Raw genomic sequence first — 20,470 nt, forward strand, 5'->3', positions numbered from 1 at the left:
TTCAGCCATGCCTGCGGGCGGTCGATGCGGTGTCATCGGCGAAGCGGAGGTCGAGGATCGAGACGACCCGGGGTGCGGGCGGTTCGGGTACGGGTGCCGGGGGTGTCTCCGGTCCCGTAGGCGGCGCGTCCGGACGGTCCAGCCAGTGGCGGCGGCGTTTGAACTCCGGGGCGGGCAGCGCCTTCCGCACCGGGCGGTAGCGGTCGTGCCACTCCGGCCGGAACTCGCCGACGATCGCATGGGCGTTGGTGCCGCCCAGGCCGAAGGCGCTGACGCCCGCGACCCGGCGTCCCCGATCCGGCCAGCCGACCGGTTCCGCGGTCACGCGGAACGGTGAACTCCCCAGGTCGAACCGGGGGTTGGGCCGCTCGCAGCCGACCGTGGGCGGGATCGTCCCGTGCCGTACCGCGAGCACCGCCTTGATCAGGCCGGCTATCCCCGCCGCACTGAGCAAGTGCCCGATGTTGGACTTCACGCTGCCGATCACACAGCCGCCGCTGCCGTCGGTCTGGTCGCGGAACGCCTCGGTCAGCGCCCGGAGTTCGATCGGATCGCCGATCACCGTACCGGTGCCGTGCGCCTCGACCATCCCGATCTCCGACGCCCGCAGCCCGGCCTCGGCCAGGGCCCGGCGCACCAGCGCGGACTGCGCCTTGGGGTTTGGGGTGGTCAGGCCCATCGTCCGCCCGTCGTTGTTGACGGCGACGGCGTCGATCACGGCGTGCACCACGTCCCCGTCGCGCACGGCCGCGTCAAGCCGCTTGAGCAGCAGCACCCCGCAGCCCTCGCCCGGGACGAACCCGTCGGCCCGTTCGTCGAAGGTCCGGCAGCGACCGGACGGGGAGAGCGCCCGCGCGGCACTGAACTCCAGGTACGGCTCCTCGTCCAGGAGCACCTCCACCGCGCCGGCCACGGCGAGTTCGGACTCGCCCGCCAACAGGCTGCGGCAGGCCAGCTGTACCGCCACCAGGGCCGAGGAGCAGGCGCTGTCGACCACCATCGCCGGGCCGTGCAGGTCGTAGTGGTGCGACACCTGGGCGGCGATGAAGTTCTGGGCGCCGCCGAGTCCCAGCGAGCGGGCGTGCACCCCGACGCGGCGCCGGTAGCCCGACATCCGCGCGCCGGCGAAGACGCCGACCGGCCGGCCCGCCAGCTCCGCGTCCAGGTAGCCGGCGTCGCGCAGCGCGGTCTCCGTCCCCTCCAGGAAGAGCCGTAGGGCGGGGTCCAGCGCGGTGGCCTCCTGCTCGGTCATGCCGAAGTAGTCCGGGTCGAACTCCTCGATGCCGTCGAGGAATCCGCCCCACCTGCCGATGCTGTGGCCGGGCACCGGCTCGGCCCGGTAGAGCCGGGCGGTGTCCCAGCGACCGGGCGGGACCTCGGTGACCGCGTCGCGGCCGGCTGTCAGCTGCTCCCAGAACGCGGCCACGTCGGGTGCGCCGGGGAACCGGCAGGCCATCCCGATGACGGCGATCGCGCCCGTACCGGCTGCGGTCAGCGGTTGCGGCCGCCCCGGCCGCTCGACCGTCCCGCCGTCGCCGGGCGCCGTGCCGACGGCGGGACTCCCGCCCGCCGTACCACCGACCACGGCGTCCCCGAGCGGGGCGGCGACGACGCGGGCCCCGGCAACCTGGGCCCCGGTGGCCACCGCACCGTCGGCCGCCAGCCGCCGGGCCAGCTCCCCCGGGGTGGGGTGCTCCAGCAGCACCGTGGGCTCCAGCGGCCGCCCGGTGCGCTGCTCGATCCGTACCACCAGCTCGGCCAGCATCACGGACTCCACGCCGAGTTCCGCGAAGGAGGCGGCGGGCTCCAGGTCGGCCGACGGGATGCCGACGACCTCCTCGAAGACCTCGGCCAGCCAGCCGGGCACCTCTTCCACGGTGACGGCCGGGGCGTCCGCACGCCCGGCTCCGCCGGGGACAGCGGGTACCTGCGACGGCCCCGCGACCACCGGCGCGGGCTCCGACTCCGTCGCGACGGGTACCGTCCGGGGAACCTCCGTACGGCTGGCCGGGAGTGCTCCCGGAGCTGGCAGTACGACGGCCGGCCCGTCGGCGGTCGCGGCCCAGTCGAGGACCGCCAGCCCCTGTGCGTCGGTCAGAGTGCCGACACCGGCGCGGACGCAGGCGTCCAGGGCCGCCGGCCCGGCCGAGCCGCTCTGCGACCAGGCCGGCCACTGCACGGCACGGAAGCGGCCGTGCCCCAGCCGGGACCAATGGCGCGCGAGGAAGTCCGCGTTGGCGTTGGCTGCCGCGTACTCGCTGACGCCGGCGGCGAGGTGCGGCAGCGCCGCGGAGACCGAGGAGAAGACCACGAAGAAGTCGGGACGGTCCCCTGCGACCAGTTCGGCCAGTGTCTCCAGGCCCTCGGCCTTCGGCTCCAGCACCTCGCGCACGCCCTCAAGGCTCTTGAGCGCGAACGCGGCCGGTCCGCGCGTGCCGACCCCGGCGCAGTGGACCACGCCGCCGATCGGCCCGAGGTCGCCGCGCACCTCGGCGAGGAAGGCCGCCAGCCGGGACCGCTCGGACAGCCGGCCGGCGAACAGCATGACGCGCACGCCGTCGCGCTCCAGCTCCCGGACCGTCCGGATCGCCTCGGCGCTCTCCGGGCCGAGCGCCGTACCGTCCCACCGCTCGCGCGGCGGCAGGCCGCGCAGCCCGGTCAGCACGACCCGGCGGGCACCGCGCTCGGCCAGGTGACGGGCCGCCAGCGCGCCCAGGCCACGGGTTCCCCCGGTCACCAGGTAGACGCGTCGGGGATCGGCCTGCAGCGCGGGGGCGGCCGGAGCGGCGATCGTCGTCCAGCCCGGCACCAGCCGCCGGCCGTCCCGGTGGCAGACCTCGGCGGGGGCGTCGGCGGCCGCCCACTCGGCCACGAGGTCAGCCTCCGAGGGGCGGTCGGTGTCCAGATGGGTCGCCCGGATGCGCGGGTACTCCGCGCCGAGCATGCGGACGAATCCGGCCACTCGGGCGCCGGCCAGTGAGGGCCGGACCCCCGGCGCGTCCTGGAGGCCCGAGGTGACCTGGAGCAGGCGGAGCGGCCCGTGCCCGGCCCGGATCAGGTCCTGCAGGAGCGCGACCCGGGCCTGCCAGGGCCCCTGGCCGTCATCCGGCCGCCACAGGTCGGTCAGGTCCAGCATCCCGCCGACCCCGGCGAGGTCCACCCGCTCGAAGCCGTCCGCCGTCTCGTGCACCACCCGGGTCCGCTCGCCTTCGAGCGCGGCGGCGACCTGCGCGGCGAGCTCACCGCTGCCCGGCCCGGCCAGGACCAGGACGAGTCCCGTGCCCGGGACGCCCACCGCGTCCGGCCGGACGGCCGGCGTCCAGAGCCGCTCACGCATCGGGACGCCGAGCGGCTCGGGTGCTACGACGGACGCCTCGGGCAGCACGGAAGACGTCCCCGCGCCCTGCGCCGCGTCCGGGGTCGCGCCGACGCGGTCCGGCCCGTCCTGAGGCAGCCAGCAGCGCCGGCGGTCGAACGGATACCAGGGCAGCGGAACCATCCGGCGCGCCTCGCCCCGGTGCCAGGCCGCCCAGTCCCAGGCCGTGCCCGCCACCCAGCGGCGGCCGATCTCCTCGGGCTCGCACCCGCCCGGGTCGGCCGGGTCCGGTGCCCCGGTGAACCAGGCCGGTCCGGTGGCCCGTCCGCGCAACTCCTCGGTGCCGCCGCCCGCGAACTCGTCGAGTCGGTCGGCGAGTTCGGGCAGGCTGCGGACGACCAGAGCCAGTCGCTCGGGCAGCGCCTCCCGACCGATCTGGGTGGTGTACGCGAGGTCCGCGAGGGTTCCGGCAGCGGGCCCGCCGGCGTGCAGGTAGGCGGCGAGCCGCCCGGCGAGCGTGCGCAGCGCCTGGTCGGTGCGGGCGGACAGCACCACCAGCCGGGGCCGCCCGTCGTCCGCCCCGGCGGCCCCCTCCGACGACTGCTCCTGGTGTGCCGCCGGCAGGTACTCCTCCACCACCAGGTGCGCGTTGGCGCCACCGGCCCCGAACGAGCTGAGGCCGGCCCGCCTGGGCAGTCCGGCACCGGGGCTGGGCCAGTCGGCCACCGAGCGCTGCACCCGGAACGGCGACGCGGCCCAGTCGATCCCCGGGTTCAACTCCTCGGTGTGCAGCGAAGGTACGAGCCGGCGGTGCCGGAGCTGGAGCAGCACCTTGGTCAGCCCGGCGATCCCGGCGGCCGCCTCCAGGTGCCCGATGTTGGACTTGACCGTTCCCAACGCTACCGATCCTGCCGGTAGTTCGCCGTAGCCCGCGCACAGGCCGGCGATCTCCACCGGATCGCCGAGCGCGGTACCGGTGCCGTGCGCCTCGAGGTAGCCCACCGTCTGGGCCGCCACACCGGCCACACGCAGCGCCTCGGCCACCACCCGCCCCTGTGCCGCCGGGTCGGGCACCGTGTAGCCGTTGGTCCGGCCGCCGTGGTTGACCGCCGTCCCCTTGATCACCCCGAGGATCCGGTCGCCGTCGGCCCGCGCCGCCGCCAGCGGCTTGAGCAACACCGCCCCGACGCCCTCCCCGGGTACGAAGCCGTCCCCGCCCGCGCCGAATCCCCGGCAGCGGTGGTCGGTCGAGGTCATCCCCAGATCCCGCTGCTGCAGGTACTTGTTGGGGTGCAGCGAGAGGTTCACCCCGGCGGCCAGTGCGACCCGGCACTCTCCGGCCTGCAGGCTCCGGACGGCCAGGTGGACGGCGGTCAGCGAGGAGGAGCACATGGTGTCGACCGTGAGGCTCGGCCCGTGCGCGTCCAGCGCGTAGGAGACCCGGTTGGCGATACCGGCCGGGGTGCCGCCGGTGGCCACCGGGCGGCCGGCCAGCGAGCGTTCCACGCCGAAGTACGGGTACTCGTTGTGCATCGACCCGACGAAGACGCCGACCATGCGGTCATGGGCGCGGCGCAGCCGCTCACGCGGGTAGCCCGCGTCCTCCAGGGTCTCCCACACCACCTCCAGGAGCAGCCGCTCCTGGGGGTCCATCAGATCGGCGTCCTTGGGGGCGATGCCGAACAGCAGCGGGTCGAAGCGGTCCACGTGGTCGAGGAATCCGCCCCACATCAGCTCCTCGCCGGCCCGTCCGCGCCGCCGGTCCGCGGGCAGTGCGGTGACCAGGTCGCGGCCCGCCGTCAGGTGCTCCCACAGCGCGTCCGGCGTGGGCGAGCCGGGATAGCGCCCGGCGAGGCCGATCACGGCGACGCCGGTGTCGCGCGGCGCCTCGGGCCTCGGGTCCGGCGGGGCGGCCACAGCCGGTTGTACGGCGGACCGGCGGGCCACCGCCCGGGCGATGCCCGCCAGGTCGCGGTGTTCGAAGAACAGCGTGGTCGGGACGGTGCCGAAGTCGTCCCGCAGCCGGGCGGTCAGCCGGGCGACCAGGTAGGAGGTCAGACCGAGTTCCTCCAGCGGGGTGCGCGGATCCAGTCGGTCGGCCGGCAGGCCGGACACCTCGGCGAAGACCTCGACGAGCCGCCGCGCCGTCTCCTCGTCGGCCGGGTGGTCCTGGGCGGCGACGGCGTCCGGGGCCGGCTGCTCCCGGCCGGGCTGGAGGCGGGCCGCCGGGAAGCGGCGGGCGGGCAGTGGAATCCGGCGGGCGGGCCGGGACCAGCGGGCGGCCCAGTCGACGTCCTCCCCGGCGAGCCAGCGGACGGCCGCCTCGTCGGCCGGCGGCACCGGCGGCCGGCCGGTCAGGTAGGCGGCCAGCTCGGCCCGTAGCGAGGCCAGGTCCGCGCAGGCCGCCGCGAGGCGGTGGGTGTGCGGTGTCCGACCGGTCTGCAGGGTGAAGGCGAGATCCGCCGGGTCGGGGTCGGCGGCGACCAGGTACTCGGCCAACTGTTCCGCGGCGGACCGCAGTTCATCCTTCGACCGGCCGGAGAGTACGGCCAGCAGCGGCCCGTCGGACGCCGCTTGGCCGGCCGGACGCAAGTCGTCCGCGGTGGCCGAGCGCAGCACCGCGTGGGCGAGCGAGCCGGTCGCCCCGACCGCGTTGACCAGGGTCCGCAGCGGCGCGCCGGACGACTCCCGCCAGTCCCGGGCCCGGTCGGCGAGGAGCAACGGTATCCCGTCCCAGTCGATCAGCGGGCTGAGTCGGTCGGCCACCGGGGTCGGGGCGATCCGGCGGTGGCGCAGCTGGAGCAGGGCCTTGGTGAGCTGGGCGAGGCCGGAGGCGGCCTCCAGGTGGCCGATGCCGGCCTTGAGGGTGCCGACGGGCACCGGGTCCTCGGCGCGGTCCTGGAACAGCCGGCCCAGCGCCTCGATCTCGGCGGCGTCGGCCAGGGCGGCGCCGGTGGCCGCGCACTCGACGTAGGAGATGTCGTCGGCGGCGACGCCGGCACGCCGGAGCACCCGGGCCATCGAGTCGTACAGGGCGGACACGTCGGGTGCGCCGAACTGGTCGGAGTTGCCGGCGAAGTCCACCCAGGTGCCCTCGACCACGCCGTGCACGTGGTCGCCGTCGCGCCGGGCCTCGTCGGCCCGGCGAAGCAGCAGCGCGCCGACGCCCTCGCCGGGCGACCAGCCGCTCGCGGCGGCGTCGAACGCGCCCCGCACGCCGTGCTGGACGACCAGTCCGAAGCCGTCCAGGACGGCCGTGTGGTACGGGTGGGCGATCAGGTTGGCCGCGCCGACGACGGCGGCGTCGCACTCCCCCCGTTCCAGCGACTCCACCGCCAGGTGGAGTGCGGTGAGCGAGGACGAGCAGGAGGTGTTGACCGCGAGGCTCGGACCGCGGAACCCGAAGGCGTGCGAGATCCGGTTCGGGAGGTCCGAGGCGACGCCGGACACCTCGGCCCGGCCGGTGCGCTCCCACTCCCGGGCGCCGACGTGCTGGTGGTCGTTCCACATGGTGGCGATGAACACGCCGGTACGGGGAGCGGCGCGGCGCAGCGACTCCGGGGTGTGTCCGGCGTCCTCCAGGCACTGCAGGACGCTCTGCAGCAGCAGGCGCAGCTGCGGGTCGAGCGAGCGGGCCTCGGCCGGGGAGAGCCGGAAGAACGCGCGGTCGAACCCGTCGATGTCGGCGAGGTACCCGCCCGGGATCGCTCCGGTCTCGGCCGCGCGGGCGGCCGGCGGAACGCCGATCGAGCGCCGGCCGGCGACGAGGTTGCGCCACAGTTCGTCAGGGGTGGCCGCGTCGGGGTAGCTGCCGGCCAGACCGATGACGGCCGCTCCGCTGCGCGGATCCGCCCGGTGCGGGTCCACCCGGTCCGAGTCCGTCTGGTGCTGGTCCGACTTCTGCAGGTGCGCCGGGAGCCGCGCCGGCCGGCCCTCCGGGTCCGGCATGCGGTCGGCGAGACCGCCACCGAGGAAGGCGTGCAGGAAGCGGTGGCCCTCGTCGAGGCGCAGCTCGGCGCGGACCGCGTCGAAGGCGAGGCTGCCGATCGGGCACAACCCGACCCCGGTCTCCTGCTGGGCGGCCATCAGGTTCTGCCCCAGGTAGCCGGCCTCCAGCAGCAGGAAGCGTTCGGCGTCCGGACCGTACAGCGGCTCGATGCCCCGGGTCTGGCCGATCAGGTAGATCTCGAAGGCGGCGTGGTCGAACACCGGCCGGTTGTAGAAGAAGTGCGCCGAGCGGTCGACGGCGGGCTCCGGATTGACCAGTCGCAGCCGGTGCCCGTACGGGTCGTAGTAGTGGATTCCGGCGGCCAGTTGCTCGACACCGCCGGGGCGCACGTGCAGGTAGGTCTGGACGGCGTAGGTGTCCCCGGCGGACGGGTAGGCCCGCCGCTCCCGGCCGTCGACGGTGCTGACCCGCAGCCGGGCCAGCAGCGCGGCGAGCGCGGCAACCGGGAGCGGCCCCCGGGTGAAGGTCCGCCGGGTCGCGCGGGCGGTGAACCAGCCGGGCGAGTCCTCCGGGATCGGCAGCGGCAGGGCCGGCTCGGCGGGCGTGTCGGCTCGTAGGTTCCAGCGGGCGGCCTTGAACGCGGCCTGCTGCTCGGGAGAGAGCAGGTCGACCGGCTCGGGGGCGGCCGGGCGGGCATCGGCAGCCGAGGACGCTTCCGCGGCCGAATCGGCATCGGTTGCCGAAGGGGCGTCGGTGGCCGGTACGGCCAACGGCTGGGCGGGGACTGCCAGTTGCCCGGTCGGCTGCCCGGCCGGCTGCCCGGCGAGGGCGCGGGCGATCCCGGCGACGGTGGGCGAGTCCAGCAGCACGCTGACCGGGATGCGCACCCCGTGGCGCTTCTGGAGCGCCTGCGAGATCCGCACCACGGTGAAGGAGGTGGCGCCCTGGTCCCAGAGGTCCTGGTCGGGGTCGATCGGCTGACCGTCGAGCAGGCCGGTGACGATCGCGGTGATCTCCTCGGTCAGCCGGGCGGCGTCGGCCCGCACGGCGGCATCGGCGGGCGCAGCGGCATCGGCGGGCGTCGTGCCCTGCCCGGCGCCGGCGGGAGTGGCACCCTGCTCGGCCTGGGCGGGCGGGGGCCAGGGCAGCGCGGCCCGGTCCAGCTTGCCGTTGGCGGTGGCCGGCAGCGCGGTCAGGAAGATCAGGTGGTTGGGGACCATGTAGTCGGGCAGGGCCCGTGCGGCGTACCCGCGCAGCTCCGGTACGGACGGGGCGGCGCCGTCGGGGATGAGGTAGCCGACCACCTTCTGGTCGCCCGCGGAGTCGGTGCGGACCTGGATCACCGCCTCCTTGACCCCGGGGTGGCTGCGCAGCCGGTGTTCGATCTCACCCAGCTCGACCCGGTGTCCGCGGATCTTGACCTGGGTGTCGGCCCGGCCGAGGAAGGTGATCACACCGTCCGGTCCGAAGGCGGCCCGGTCCCCGGTCCGGTACATCCGCTGGCTTGATTCGGCCACGAACGGATCGGCCAGGAAGCGTTCGGCGGTGAGCTCGGGCCGGTTGTGGTAGCCGACGGCCAGGCAGTTGCCGGCGATGAACAGCTCGCCCTCCACCCCGACCGGGCAGGGCTCCAGGGACTCGTCGAGGATGTAGTAGCGCGAGTTGTCGATCGGCCGGCCGTACGGGATGCTCCGCCAGGCCGGGTCGACGGCGTCCACCCGGTGGTAGTTGGACCAGACGGTTGCCTCGGTGGCGCCGCCGAGGCTGACCAGCTCGGCGCGGCGGAAGACGGCGCGCAGCTCGTCCGGCAGCGACAGCGGTGTGTAGTCGCCGCTGAGGAAGACCAGTCGCAGGTCGTCGGCGCCGGGCCGGCCGGCGGCCCGGTCGGTCAGCAGCGGCATCAGCTGGGCGAGCGTGGTCGGGGCCGAGTTCCAGAAGGTGATCGGCTGTTCCAGCAGGAGGTCGAGCAGGAGTTCGGGGTCCTTCTGCTGGCGTTCGTCGGCCAGGTACAGCGCGGCGCCGCTGCCGAGCAGGCCGAAGATGTCGAAGACGGACAGGTCGAAGCCGAGCGAGGTGACCATCAGTCCCAGGTCGCCCGGCCCGAAGGAGAAGGTCCGCCAGCACCAGTGCAGCAGGTTGCGCACCGAGCGGTGGGCGACGGTGACGCCCTTGGGCCGGCCGGTGCTGCCGGAGGTGAAGATCACGTAGGCGATGGAGTCCGCATCGGCGGTCGGCGGCGGCGGAGTGTCGCAGGGCACGATGCCCCGGTCGATCTCGGCCACGGTGATCCCGGCCGGCGCGGGCCCGCGTTCGGTGTCGGAGGTGGTGAGCAGCAGCCGGGCGCCGGCGTCCGCCAGCATCGCGGCGGCACGGTCCACCGGCGCCGAGGGCTCGATCGGCAGATAGGCGGCGCCGGCCTTGAGCACGCCGAGCACGGCGGCGATCATGGCGGGCCCGCGCCGGACGGAGACGGCCACCACCTGGTCCGGGCCGGCGCCGAGGGCGCGCAGCCGGCGGGCGATGCCGTTGGCGGTGCGGTCGAGGTCCCGGTAGCGGACCGTGCCACCGGAGTGGACCAACGCGACGGCGTCCGGGTTCTCCCGTGCCCGGTCCTCGAAGAACAGGTGGACCGGCCGCTCGTCGGGGAGCGGTACGGCGGTGTCGTTCCACCGGTACAGCACCAGGTCGCGCTCGGCCTGGCCGGCACCCCGGATCACCGGGCCGGTACCCCGCGCCGGCCCCCCGGCCAGTGCGGCACCGAGGCCGCCCAGCAGCCGCCGGTACGCGGCGAACATCGCCTCCAGGTCCCCGTCGGCGAAGTCGGCGGGCACCGCGTCCCAGTGGTAGTGCAGTTCGTCGCCCTGCTCGACGCAGATGGCGTCCAGCGATACGTCGGGGGTGTACGTCATCCACCGGCCGAGCCGGACGCCGGGCGGCGGGGCGTGCTCGGTGAGTTCGAGCAGCCCGGTGTGGACTACCGGGAGGGCGAAGGCGCGGCCGGCCCGTTCCTTCATGACCACCCGGCGCAGGGCGGCGAGTCCGTCCGCGGCGGCTCCGGACGCGTCGTCCCGGTCGAACTGGGTCTGGTGGGCCGCTGCCCGTTCGGCGAGCGGGAGTCCGGCCGGCCCGTGGGTGATCCAGCTGAGTCCGGTGTACTCCCCCGGCCGCCGCTGCTCGTCACCCGGCAGCCAGCGGACGGCGGGCACCGTGAAGTCACCCTCGGTGCGGGTGGCGACGGCCTCGGTGAGGACGGCCAGCAGGACGGCGTCCGGGCTCAGCCCGCGCCGCTCGGCGGTGGCCCGGACCTCCCGCCAGCCGGTGAGCACCCCGGAGCGGCGACTGCGCCGCCGGTCGGCGCCGGCTCGCAGCACCGGCCCCGCGGGCATGCCGGTGAACCGCTCGCGCCAGTACGCGGCGCAGGCCGCGCGCTCCTCGGGGGTCGGCACCGGCGGGGGGTCGCCGGCCGGTGCCGGGTGTGCCGGCGCGGTGGGTGCCGCGTACTCGCGCATGAGTTCGCGCAGCATCAGGTGGAGGCTGCGGCCGTCCGCGATGGTCAGGTCGATCGCGCAGTGCACGGTGGCGCCGCCGTGTTCGTGTCTGGTGACCCTGAGGTCGGACTGGGGCCAGTGGCCGAGCGGGAAGGCGGTGCCGGCCATGGCGTCGCGCAACGCGTCCAGGGCGGCCGACTCCTCCTGAGGGGTGGCCGTGGACAGGTCGATGACGGGGATCCGGCGGCGCGGGCCGGCCGTTCGACGCACCTGCAGCTCACCGCCCTGGGTGACGTGGCTGCGCAGGCACTCGTACCGCTCGGTCAGGGCGTGCCAGGCGTCCTCCAGACGGCCGGTGTCCAGCTCGTCCACCTCGAAGGCGTGGTAGACCTGGCAGCCGTCCCACGGCGTGCGGCCCTGCGCGCGGGCGACGTAGTACGCCTGCTGGAGCTGGTTGAGCGGGCGCAGCTCGTGGTCGTCGGTCCCGGGCGCGGCCAGTTCGCGCAGTGTGTTGCCGAGGCCGGTGAACAGGGTGTCGGCGGCTCCGGGGGCGAGCAGGCCGTCGGCGACGTCCCAGCGGTAGTGCAGGGCGCCGTCGGCCTCCCACATCTGGTGGTCGAGACCGATCCCGGAGGTGCGGCTGGTGGCGTGCAGAAGGTGGCGGGTGAGTCCGTCGGTGCCGCCGGTGCCGGTGTCGAGCAGGCTGGTGAAGACCACCGGCAGGGCGGGCGGTTCGGCGCCGTGCTCCCGGGCCCGCAGCTCCCGCAGCACCTCCACGCCACAGGCTCCGCCGTGTTCGAGGTCCCGCCACAGCTCCCGGTGCAGGGCCTGGGCCCACTCGTCGAAGGAGTACTCCGGTTCCGGTACGACCGGCAGGACGGCGGTGGAGGTGAACGGGCCGACCAGGCGGTCCGTCCCGTGGGGCAGCCGGACCCGGTCGCTGGTGGTGAGCACCAGCGCGAACGGCCGGCCGGGCGCCGGGGCGGTCATCACCTCGACGAAGGCGGCCAGCACCAGAGCCGTCGGCGACACGCCGAGCGCGGCCGCCCGGGTCCGCAGTGCCGACCACTGGGCGGGGGTGAGCGCCGCGGCGAGCGAGCGGCGCGGGTGGCCGCCGGGGCACTCGGCCGGGCTTCCTGCAGCAGCTGCCGGTGGGGCATCGGTCCGCCCGGCCAGCCGCTCCAGCCAGTACTCGAGGTCGGCGCGGTGCTCCGGGCCGCGCCGCCGGGCGTGCAGCGCCAGGACGGCCTCGCGCACGGTGACCGCGGCCTCGGCCGGTTCGTACCTCGGGTCCCGGTAGCACTGCCACCAGTCCTCCAGCAGCACCGCCAGGCCGTGGCCGTCGGTGAGCATGCCGTCGATGTCCAGGTGGACGACGCCACTGTCGCCCGGGCCGAGCGAGACCTCCACCCGGTGCGGCGGGCCGTCCGACTCCGGGGCGGTCAGCCGGCGCCGGACGGCCAGCAGGTGCTGCTCGAACTCGGCCGGGTCGACGTCGGTGAGCCGGTGCACGGGTACGGCGTCGTCGGCCGGGCGGGGTGCGATCAGCTGGCGGCCGAGCTCGTCGAGCTCCATTCGCAGCATGTCGTGGTGGGCGACCGTCCGCCGCCAGGCCGCGGCCATCCGCTCGCCGTCGAGCGCGGGCACCGCGAACTCCCGGTAGTGCCGGCAGCCGACCGGGTCGGCGGCCAGGTCCGGGTCACGGCCGACCAGGTAGGCCTGCTGGACCGGGGTCAGCGGGAACGGCTCGTGCCGGTTTGCCTGATCCGGCTGTGACGGGGCCGGAGTCGGCCGCACCGCCGGGGTGTCCGCCTCGGCCAGCAGACCGGTCACCCGCTCGATCAGCCACCGGGTGTCCGCACCGCCCGCCAGCCAGTCGGTGCCCACCCTGACGCCCAGCTCGGCCTGGAGCTCCACCGTGAGCCGGGTCACCGCGAGCGAGGCCAGCCCGTAGTCGCGCAGCGGGGTGTCCAGGGACAGGTCCGATCCGGCGGGCAGGACGCCGCCGACGATCCGCACGACCGTCTCGGCGGCCTGATGCTGGTCCATGTCTTCTCCTTCACGGCGCCGGTACGGCGGGCCGGGCCGGGGCAGGCGGGCGGCCTTCACGAGCGGGACGGAAGCGGAGGGGTGGAGGAGCGGGGTGGTGTCACGACCCGGCGTCACGGCTCCGAAGGCCGGGGCGGACGGACCGACCGGGCGGGCACCGGAACGCGCGTCGCATCGGATCGCGCGCCCCGCCCCCGCCCGTCGCCGGTGTCACGGCTGGCCGGATCCGCCGGACCGGGCCTGGGCGTGCTGGTCGGCGAGGAACCGGGCCAGCGCCCCGAGCAGGTCCGGACCACCCCGGAACAGCGAGAGGTGGTCCCCGTGCGGACGGATCAGCAACCTCGCCCCGGCGAGTACTCCGGCGACCCGCGCGGACCCCTCCGGGTGCGCGGTGCCGTCGTCCTCGCTGGTGACCACCAGCGCCGGGGCGGTGACCCTGGCGAGTTCGGGGCGCAGGTCCGTCCCCATCACCGCGCTGTTCAACTCGCAGTAACGGGCGAACAGTTCGACCGTCGCATACGGGTAGAGCACCAGCGGCGCGAGCTCGGCCGGCACATCGCCGCCGATCGCCTCGAGCAGTGTCGCGTGGATCGCCTCGGCCGAGGACCGGTCGAGGGCGGCCAGCTCCATCAGCGCCTGGAGGTTGCGCTGGTGGTCGGTCTTGGGGCTGCCCGGGCCGAGGTCGAAGTCGCCGTGCCAGAGGCTGAGCGAAGCGATCCGGTCCGGGTGCCGGGCCGCGGCGGCGACCGCGAGAACGGCCCCGCCGCAGAGTCCGGCCACATGGGCCCGCCGCACTCCCGCCCGGTCCATCGCCGCCACCAGGTCGCCGGCCTGGGCCGGCACCCCGAAGTCCGCGGGCGGCGGCGCGGCGAGGTCGCCGAACAGGCCGCGGCTCTCCCAGGTCACCACGTGGTGCTCGCGGGCGAGTTCACGGATCCAGTGCTCGGCGAGCCGGGCCGGCATTCCGGGGGCGAGGACCAGGACGACGGCCCGGTCGGCGGGGTCGCCCGCGGTGTGCACGCGCAGCGGGACGCCGTCCGGCGAGACGGCCTCCAGCCGGGTGGTGAAGCGGTCGAAGTCGGCGGCGAGCGCCGCCTTCGCGGCGGCGTCGATCCGCTCCACCGGATCCGGGTCGTCGATGGGCAGCTCCGCCAGGCCGAGGCACCCGCCGACCACCCGGTCGAAGGGGTCCGTCGCCCCGCCGGGCCGTACCTCGATCCGGGGCAGCCCCAGCAGGTCGGTCGTCCGGTGCAGCACCCGCTGCGCGGCCTCGGCCCGCGTCCCGCCGTCCACCGACACCGGGCCGGGCAGCACGTCGAGCAGCGGCCGCAGCGACAGCACCGCCCGGGCGAGGCGGTCTGACCACGGGGCGGCCGGGGCGGGCACGGTGACCGCCCCGGCGGCCGGCTCAGCGGACCGGGAAGACATGGCCCCGCGTGGTGCGGTCCGTCAGCCGGTTGTGTCCGTGGGTGTCCCGGCCGGAGACCAGCACGGTGCCGTAGCGTTCCAGCGAGACCGTGCCGCCGTACTCCTCGATGGCCTCGGTGTCCGGGTAGACGCGCACGGAGGTCGGCACGTAGCGGGAGGCGAAGCCGAGCCGCATCGGGCCGGCGCCGCCGTGCGGGTGCGAGGCGTGCATCAGGGTGGACCAGAACATGATGGCCTCTCCGGGGCGCATCACCATCGAGACGGCCCGGGACTCGTCGGGCTCGAAGTCCGGGTCCTTCTGGAGCTCCCGGTAGTCGTAGCCGAAGAAGCCCCGCCGGGTGCCCTGCTTGTCCTGACGGTTGATCCGGTCCGGGTCGTAGTGCATCTTCTTGGTCTCGTCGTAGTTCATCTGCTCGTGCGAGCCGGGGATGAACTGGAGGCAGCCGTTGTCGACGGTCGCCTCGGTGAACGCGGTCCAGACGGTGATGGTCCCGCCGAACTCCTTGAACTCGTCCGGCCAGAGGATCTGCGGGGTGCCGGAGGCGTTCGCGAAGGTGTCGGCCTGGTGCCAGTCGGTGCCCTCGTCGCCCGGGTACTTGGGGAAGAACTCGGTCCGCCAGCAGAGCACGTCCGGGCCGAGGACGCTGGTGACCCGGTCGACGATCCGCTCCTGGCAGATGTGGTCGGCCAGAAAGCCGGAGTCGAGGTGGCGGTCGTAGTTGGAGATGTTGGTGTTGCCGGAGGCGGCGGCTTCGTCGCCGTACACGGCCATCGAGCGGTCCATCAGGCCGAGCCGCTCGCGCCGCCAGGCGCCGGTCATCTCCTCCGGCTCGTAGACCTTGAAGGGGCCGAAGAAGCCGTTGGTGCGGAAGCTCTCCAGCTCCTCGGGGGACAGTGCGAACGCACGTCCCGCTCCGGTCGCGGTCATGTCTGTGCTCCTTCACGCGGGTGTCGTGGGCGCCGGTTTGCTGACGGCACGTCAGGCGGACTGCTGGGCCACGCAGTCGGCCAGCCGGGCGATGGTGGCCTCGCCCATCAGCTCGCTGCCGGTGAGCCGGAGCCCGAAGTGGCGGTTGACCTGGGCGATGATCCGGACGAACGCCAGTGAGGTGGCGCCGAGGTCGAACAGGTCCGCCTCAGCGGGCGGCGGCTCGGTACCGCGCAGCACCTCGTGGACGATCGCCGTCAGCTGCGCCCGGGTGTCGCCGGGCGGCACGGCCTGCGGTGTGGGGGCCGGTTCCTCGTCCAGCATCCGGCGCAGCGCCGCGCGGTCGGTCTTGCCCTGCGGGGTCAGCGGCAGCCGGTCCAGCAACCGGTGCACCGCGGGCCTCAGGTGGTCGGGGAGCGCGGCGGCGGCGTGCCCGGCCAGCCGGGCCGGCAGGCCGTCCCGCTCGGCGCCGGCCGTGGGCACGGTGAACGCCGCGAGGCGCCGGTCGCCCTCGTGGTCGTGCGCGACCACCACGGCGGCCGCCACCTCCGGGTGGCCGAGCAGGCACTCCTCGATCTCCCGCGGCTCGATCCTGAAGCCCCGGACCTTCAACTGGTCGTCGATGCGGCCGAGGTAGCGCAACCCGCCGTCGGCCTCCCGGACCGCAAGGTCGCCGGAGCGGTAGTGGCGGACGGGCCCGGCGCCGTCGAGGTCCCGGGTCACGAAGCGCTCCTCGGTCAGCTCCGGGCGGTCCAGGTAGCCCCGGGCCAGGCCGGCGCCGGACACCCAGATCTCACCGGGTGTGCCGTCCGGGACGGGCTTCCCGTCCTCGCCGACCAGCCGTACCGCGAGGTCGGACAGCGGGACGCCGATCGGGCTCTCCCCGGGCCGCGCCAGGTCGGCCCGGAGGATCGGCCGGTAGGTGACGTGCACGCAGGTCTCGGTGATGCCGTACATGTTGACGAGCCGGGGGTGCTGGTCGCCGTGCCGCTCCAACCAGCCGGTCAGGTCCCGGAGTTCCAGTCGCTCGCCGCCGAACACCACCAGCCGCAGGGCGAGTTCGTCCGCGCCGCCCGGCTCGGCGTCGGCCGCCGCCAGCTGGCGGAAGGCGGAGGGGGTCTGGTTGAGCACGGTGACGCGTTCGGCGCGCAGCAGCGCGTGCAGTTCGGCCGGAAGGCGCAGCATCCGCTTGGGCACCACGACCAGCCGGCCGCCGTGCAGCAGCGCGCCCCAGATCTCCCAGACCGAGAAGTCGAAGGAGACCGAGTGGAACAGCGTCCAGACGTCGTCCGCGCCGAAGCCGAACCGGTCCCGGGTGGCGGTGAACAGCCGGACCACCTGCCGGTGTTCGACCAGGACGCCCTTGGGCCGGCCGGTGGAGCCGGAGGTGTGGATGACGTAGGCGGGGCTGTCATCGGGCACCGCCACCCGCTCGGCGGCGGACGGCGGGTCGTCGGTGGGCTCCGGGCCGTCCACGGTGACCGGCACCACCTGGACCGGCGCACCGGGCGGCAGCGCGGCCGCGGCCTCGGCCGTCGCGGCCACCAGGCGGACTCCGGTGTCCGCCAGCAGCTCGCCGAGCCGGGCCGCCGGGTAGTCGGGGTCCAGCGGGACGTACGCCCCACCGGACTTGAGGATGCCCAGCATCCCGATGACGAGTTCGGCGCCGCGGTGCGCGCAGAGCCCGACCAGGGCGCCGGGGCGCACCCCGAGCGCGGTCAGTCTGGCGGCCAACTCATCGGCTCTTCGGTCGAGTTCGCGGTAGGTCAGCCGGCTGTCCGGCGCGGTGACGGCGATCCGGTCGGGTGCTTCCCGGGCCCGCTCCTCGAAGATCTCGTGCAGACTGCGGCCGTTCATGGCCGGCACCTCCTGGTCGTGGCGCAAGGGTCAGCCCGCCGGCGGGACGTCCGTGGCGTACAGGCCCCAGTGGTGCGGGGTGAGGGCGACGTCCTGGAAGCTGCCCTGGACGAACATCCGGGCCCAGGTGCCGGGGCCCTTCTCCGGAGCGCGCTCGCGGAAGAAGATCTCCCGCACGCTCTCGTTCTGGACGTGCAGTTGGAGCAGCCGCTGGTAGGTGCCGAGCGAGCGCATGTGGATCAGCCAGTGGATCCGGTCCGCCTGGCCGAAGGCGTCCTCGTACAGAAGCACCGTGGCCTCGCCGGCCAGGTTGTCGTTGATCGCGTCGGCGGCCTCGCGGGCGAACTGCCGGGCCTCGGAGCGGAAGTCGTAGATGATCTGGGCGGTGCGGTGGATCATGATGCCCGCGTTGGCGGAGTGCAGCAGTTGCCCGTCCGGCTGGCGGGTCTGGTGGCGGGCGGGCGGGAGCACCACGGTGTCGGTCCGCTCGCGGTAGACCCGGCTCTCGCGTTCCAGCCTGCCGTCCACGGCGGTGCCGTACATGCCCCAGAACTGCGGCAGCAGCACGCTCTCCTGCAACGAGCCGTCGACGAACATCCGGGCCCAGCCGCCGCCACCCTTGGCGTCGGGGATCCGGGCCTTGCCGAAGAGCGAGCGGTAGCCCTCGTCCTCGCGGCCCATGGCGACCATCGTCTCGTAGTGCTCCATGGACTTGAGGTGGATCAGCCAGTGCACCAGGTCCTTGGTGCCGAACGTCTCCTCGTAGACGAAGACGCTGGCGACGCCCTGCTGGGTGGTGTTGATGTGCTCGGCGAGCTCCCGGGCGAACTCCCGCGACTCGGAGTGGAATTCGCTGCGGGCCTGGGCGACGCGTTCGACGATCATTCCGGAGTTCCCGGAGTGCAGGATCTCCTCCGGCGCTAGCACCGTCTGGCGATCGGCCGACGGAATACCCGGTTCTGGTGTTCCCACGAGACCTCCTCATCGAATTCCGGCGTACGCCGGACGTGTTCCGGAAATCCTCGGCAAACCCTATTTGGGCCGCCTGTGGAATCCTGCTCAGTTTTGCGCACGGGTCATCGCCAGCAGACGATCCGTCAGGACCTCGGCCGCGCCGGCCATCAGCCGGTCGGCGATGACGTCCACGTGGCGGCGGCGCCAGTCGGCCAGCTCGGTGCCGGCCACGAAGCGGTTGAACGCGCCCATCGCCGGGCCGCAGTGGATCTGGTAGTTGATCCGGCCCTCCGGCTCGCCGCGCATGGCCAGGCGCGTGGAGTGCGCGAAGTACCAGCGGAAGACCAGCGCCATCCGGTGCCGGGGCGAGCGCTCCGCCCTGGCCAGCTCCTCGGGGTCACTCCGCCGCAGGCGCTCCGCGGTCTCCTGCCAGACCTCGTCGATCGGCCGGCCGAAGCACTGCTCCTCCAGCGACCGCCGGGTGGCCCCGTCCAGCCCCTCCAGCGATTCGTGGCTGCGGTACAGCTGGTAGAGCCGGTTCGCCCGGGCCGGGAACATCGTGCCCTTGCGCACCACCTGCACCCGGGCGCCCAGTTCGAACATGTCGCCGGCCGGCGCGTAGGTGGTGTCCTGGACGTCCAGCCCGGCCAGCATCTCCTTCACCTCGGGGGCGGTCCCGGCCTCCCGCGAGCACTGGTTGACCGACCCGGTGAGCACGAAGTCCGCCCCGAGCAGGAAGGCCGCCGCCACCGCCTCAGGGGTGCCGAGCCCTCCTGCCGCGCCCACCCGGATCCGCTGCGGGTAGCGGCGGCCGGCTCCGGCCGCGTCCCGCAGCCGCGCGATGCTGGGCAGCAGTGCGAGCGCCACGCCGCCGTCGGTGTGCCCGCCGGAGTCCGACTCCACGCACAGGTCGCCGCTGACCGGGAGTTCACCCGCGATGGCGGCCTCCTCCGCGGTGAGCGCGCCGGCCGCCACCAGCCGCTCCAGCAGCGGGGCCGGCGCCGGGGCGAGGAACGCCTCGGCGACCTCGGGCCTGGACACCTTGGCCACCACGTGCCGCCCGGCCACCGGACGGCCGCGCGCATCGCGGCTCGCCCCGTGGTACCGCAGCCGCACCAGGGCCGGGGTGATCCGGGTGAATCCGGCCGCCTCGACACAGCGCACGCCGTACCGCAGGAGCAGCGACACCAGCGCGTCCTCCCGGGCCGGGTCGCCGGGCGTGTGCAACAGGTTGACGCCGTAAGGACGTTCGTCACCCGACTCGCGGGCGAGCAGGGCCACGGCCTGCTCGATCCGCTCGAGGGGCAGCCCGCCGGTGCCGAAGAAACCCAGCAGTCCCGCCCGGCCCATCCGCAGTACCAGGTCGGTCGAGGAGATGCCCCGGTACATCGACCCGGCCAGATAGGCGGCCCGGACCCGGTAGTCGCGGCGGAACTCGGGGCAGCCCAGGTTCTCGGCCCGCACCCGAGGCGGCGCGGCTGACACGGACGGCCCGGCGGCGGGTACGGACGGCCCGGCGGCGGGTACGGAGGGCCCGGCGGACGGCCGAGCAGTCGACTCCGACTCGATGTCAGGTCCCGTCTTCAAAAGGGAAGTTCCCGTCGACGCGGCGACAGCGTCCGGCACCGCCCCGGAACCTGCCCGGTGCCCGCTCGCGGCCTCCCGCCACAGGCCGGTCAGCGTGCCGCCCGGCCCCAGCTCGGTCACCTCGGTCACACCCAGCTCGCGCAGCCTCGCCATGCACTCGGCCCACCGGACGGGCTCGGCGATCTGCCGGGTTAGCAGCTCGGCCACCGCCGCGCCGTCCGCGCCGTAGGGTTCCGCGGTGGTGTTGGCTATCACCGGCACCGCCGGCGGCCGCAGCGGCACACCGGCGAGGAACTCCCGGAACTCCGCTGCGGCGAACCGCATGTAGCGCGAGTGGAACGGTGCGCTGACCGCCAGCGGAACCGTCCGCGCCAGGCCGTCGGCGCGCAGCCGCCGGGCCACCTCGGCCAGTTCGTCGGCCGGCCCGGCGAGGACGGTCTGGGTGGCGGAGTTGTGGTTGGCGATGTCCAGCGAGTGCGCCCCGTACCGCGCCAGGATCCCGGCGAGTCGCTCGGCCGTCGGGCCGATGACGGCGCACATGCCGCCCGGGCCGCTGCGGGCCATCAGCTCACCCCGGCGCCGCAGCAGCCGCACCCCGGTCTCGAAGTCGAAACACCCGGCCGCGAACAGCGCCGTGTACTCGCCGAGGCTGTGCCCGGCCAGCAAGGCGGGCGGCGGAGCGCCGTCGGCGCGGGCGGCCAGTACCGACAGCGCCTCGACCACGAACAGTGCGGGCTGGGCGTAGCGGGTGTCCCGCAGCCGGTTGCCGGGATCGGTCGAGCAGAGTTCGACGACGGAGAGTCCGAGCAGCCTGTCGGCGGCCGCGACCAGTTCGGGGAAGCGGGCGAGCACCTCGCCGCCCATGCCCCGCCGCTGCGCCCCCTGCCCGGGGAAGATCCAGCCCTGCACGGGTG

General features: G+C 74.7%; 6 protein-coding genes. All 6 read right to left on the reverse strand.

Going from position 1 to position 20,470, the window contains the following annotated elements:
* Window position 1 precedes the first annotated feature (1 nt).
* Complete coding sequence (locus ACWDAK_RS21615; RefSeq protein WP_427394807.1) at window positions 2-12,802, reverse strand: amino acid adenylation domain-containing protein; 12,801 nt, start codon at window positions 12,800-12,802, stop codon at window positions 2-4.
* 210 nt (window positions 12,803-13,012) lie between these two features.
* Window positions 13,013-14,230 (reverse strand): alpha/beta fold hydrolase, encoded by a 1,218-nt coding sequence (locus ACWDAK_RS21620; protein WP_427394806.1) that lies wholly within the window; start codon window positions 14,228-14,230, stop codon window positions 13,013-13,015.
* Window positions 14,211-15,158 carry a chlorinating enzyme gene (locus tag ACWDAK_RS21625; protein WP_344639768.1) on the reverse strand — a complete coding sequence of 316 codons (948 nt, stop codon included), beginning with the start codon at window positions 15,156-15,158 and terminating at the stop codon, window positions 14,211-14,213. The genes ACWDAK_RS21620 and ACWDAK_RS21625 overlap by 20 nt, the downstream gene beginning before the upstream one ends.
* 51 nt (window positions 15,159-15,209) lie before the next feature.
* Window positions 15,210-17,015, reverse strand: coding sequence for an amino acid adenylation domain-containing protein (locus tag ACWDAK_RS21630; protein ID WP_344639769.1), 1,806 nt, complete (start codon window positions 17,013-17,015; stop codon window positions 15,210-15,212).
* A 30-nt stretch (window positions 17,016-17,045) separates the two neighbouring features.
* A complete protein-coding gene (locus ACWDAK_RS21635) occupies window positions 17,046-17,987 on the reverse strand; it encodes a DUF6039 family protein (RefSeq protein WP_344639770.1) in 942 nt (313 codons plus the stop codon).
* 87 nt (window positions 17,988-18,074) lie between these two features.
* A complete protein-coding gene (gene fabD, locus ACWDAK_RS21640; protein ID WP_427394805.1) occupies window positions 18,075-20,465 on the reverse strand; it encodes an ACP S-malonyltransferase in 2,391 nt (796 codons plus the stop codon).
* Window positions 20,466-20,470 lie beyond the last annotated feature (5 nt).

It is taken from the genome of Kitasatospora sp. NPDC001175, assembly GCF_053598215.1.

What these genes read in the sequence shown, in the direction of transcription:
- ACWDAK_RS21615 (WP_427394807.1), bottom strand. Translation starts at nt 12,802, where the DNA reads ATGGACCAGCATCAGGCCGCCGAGACGGTCGTGCGGATCGTCGGCGGC.
- ACWDAK_RS21620 (WP_427394806.1), bottom strand. Translation starts at nt 14,230, where the DNA reads ATGTCTTCCCGGTCCGCTGAGCCGGCCGCCGGGGCGGTCACCGTGCCC.
- ACWDAK_RS21625 (WP_344639768.1), bottom strand. Translation starts at nt 15,158, where the DNA reads ATGACCGCGACCGGAGCGGGACGTGCGTTCGCACTGTCCCCCGAGGAG.
- ACWDAK_RS21630 (WP_344639769.1), bottom strand. Translation starts at nt 17,015, where the DNA reads ATGAACGGCCGCAGTCTGCACGAGATCTTCGAGGAGCGGGCCCGGGAA.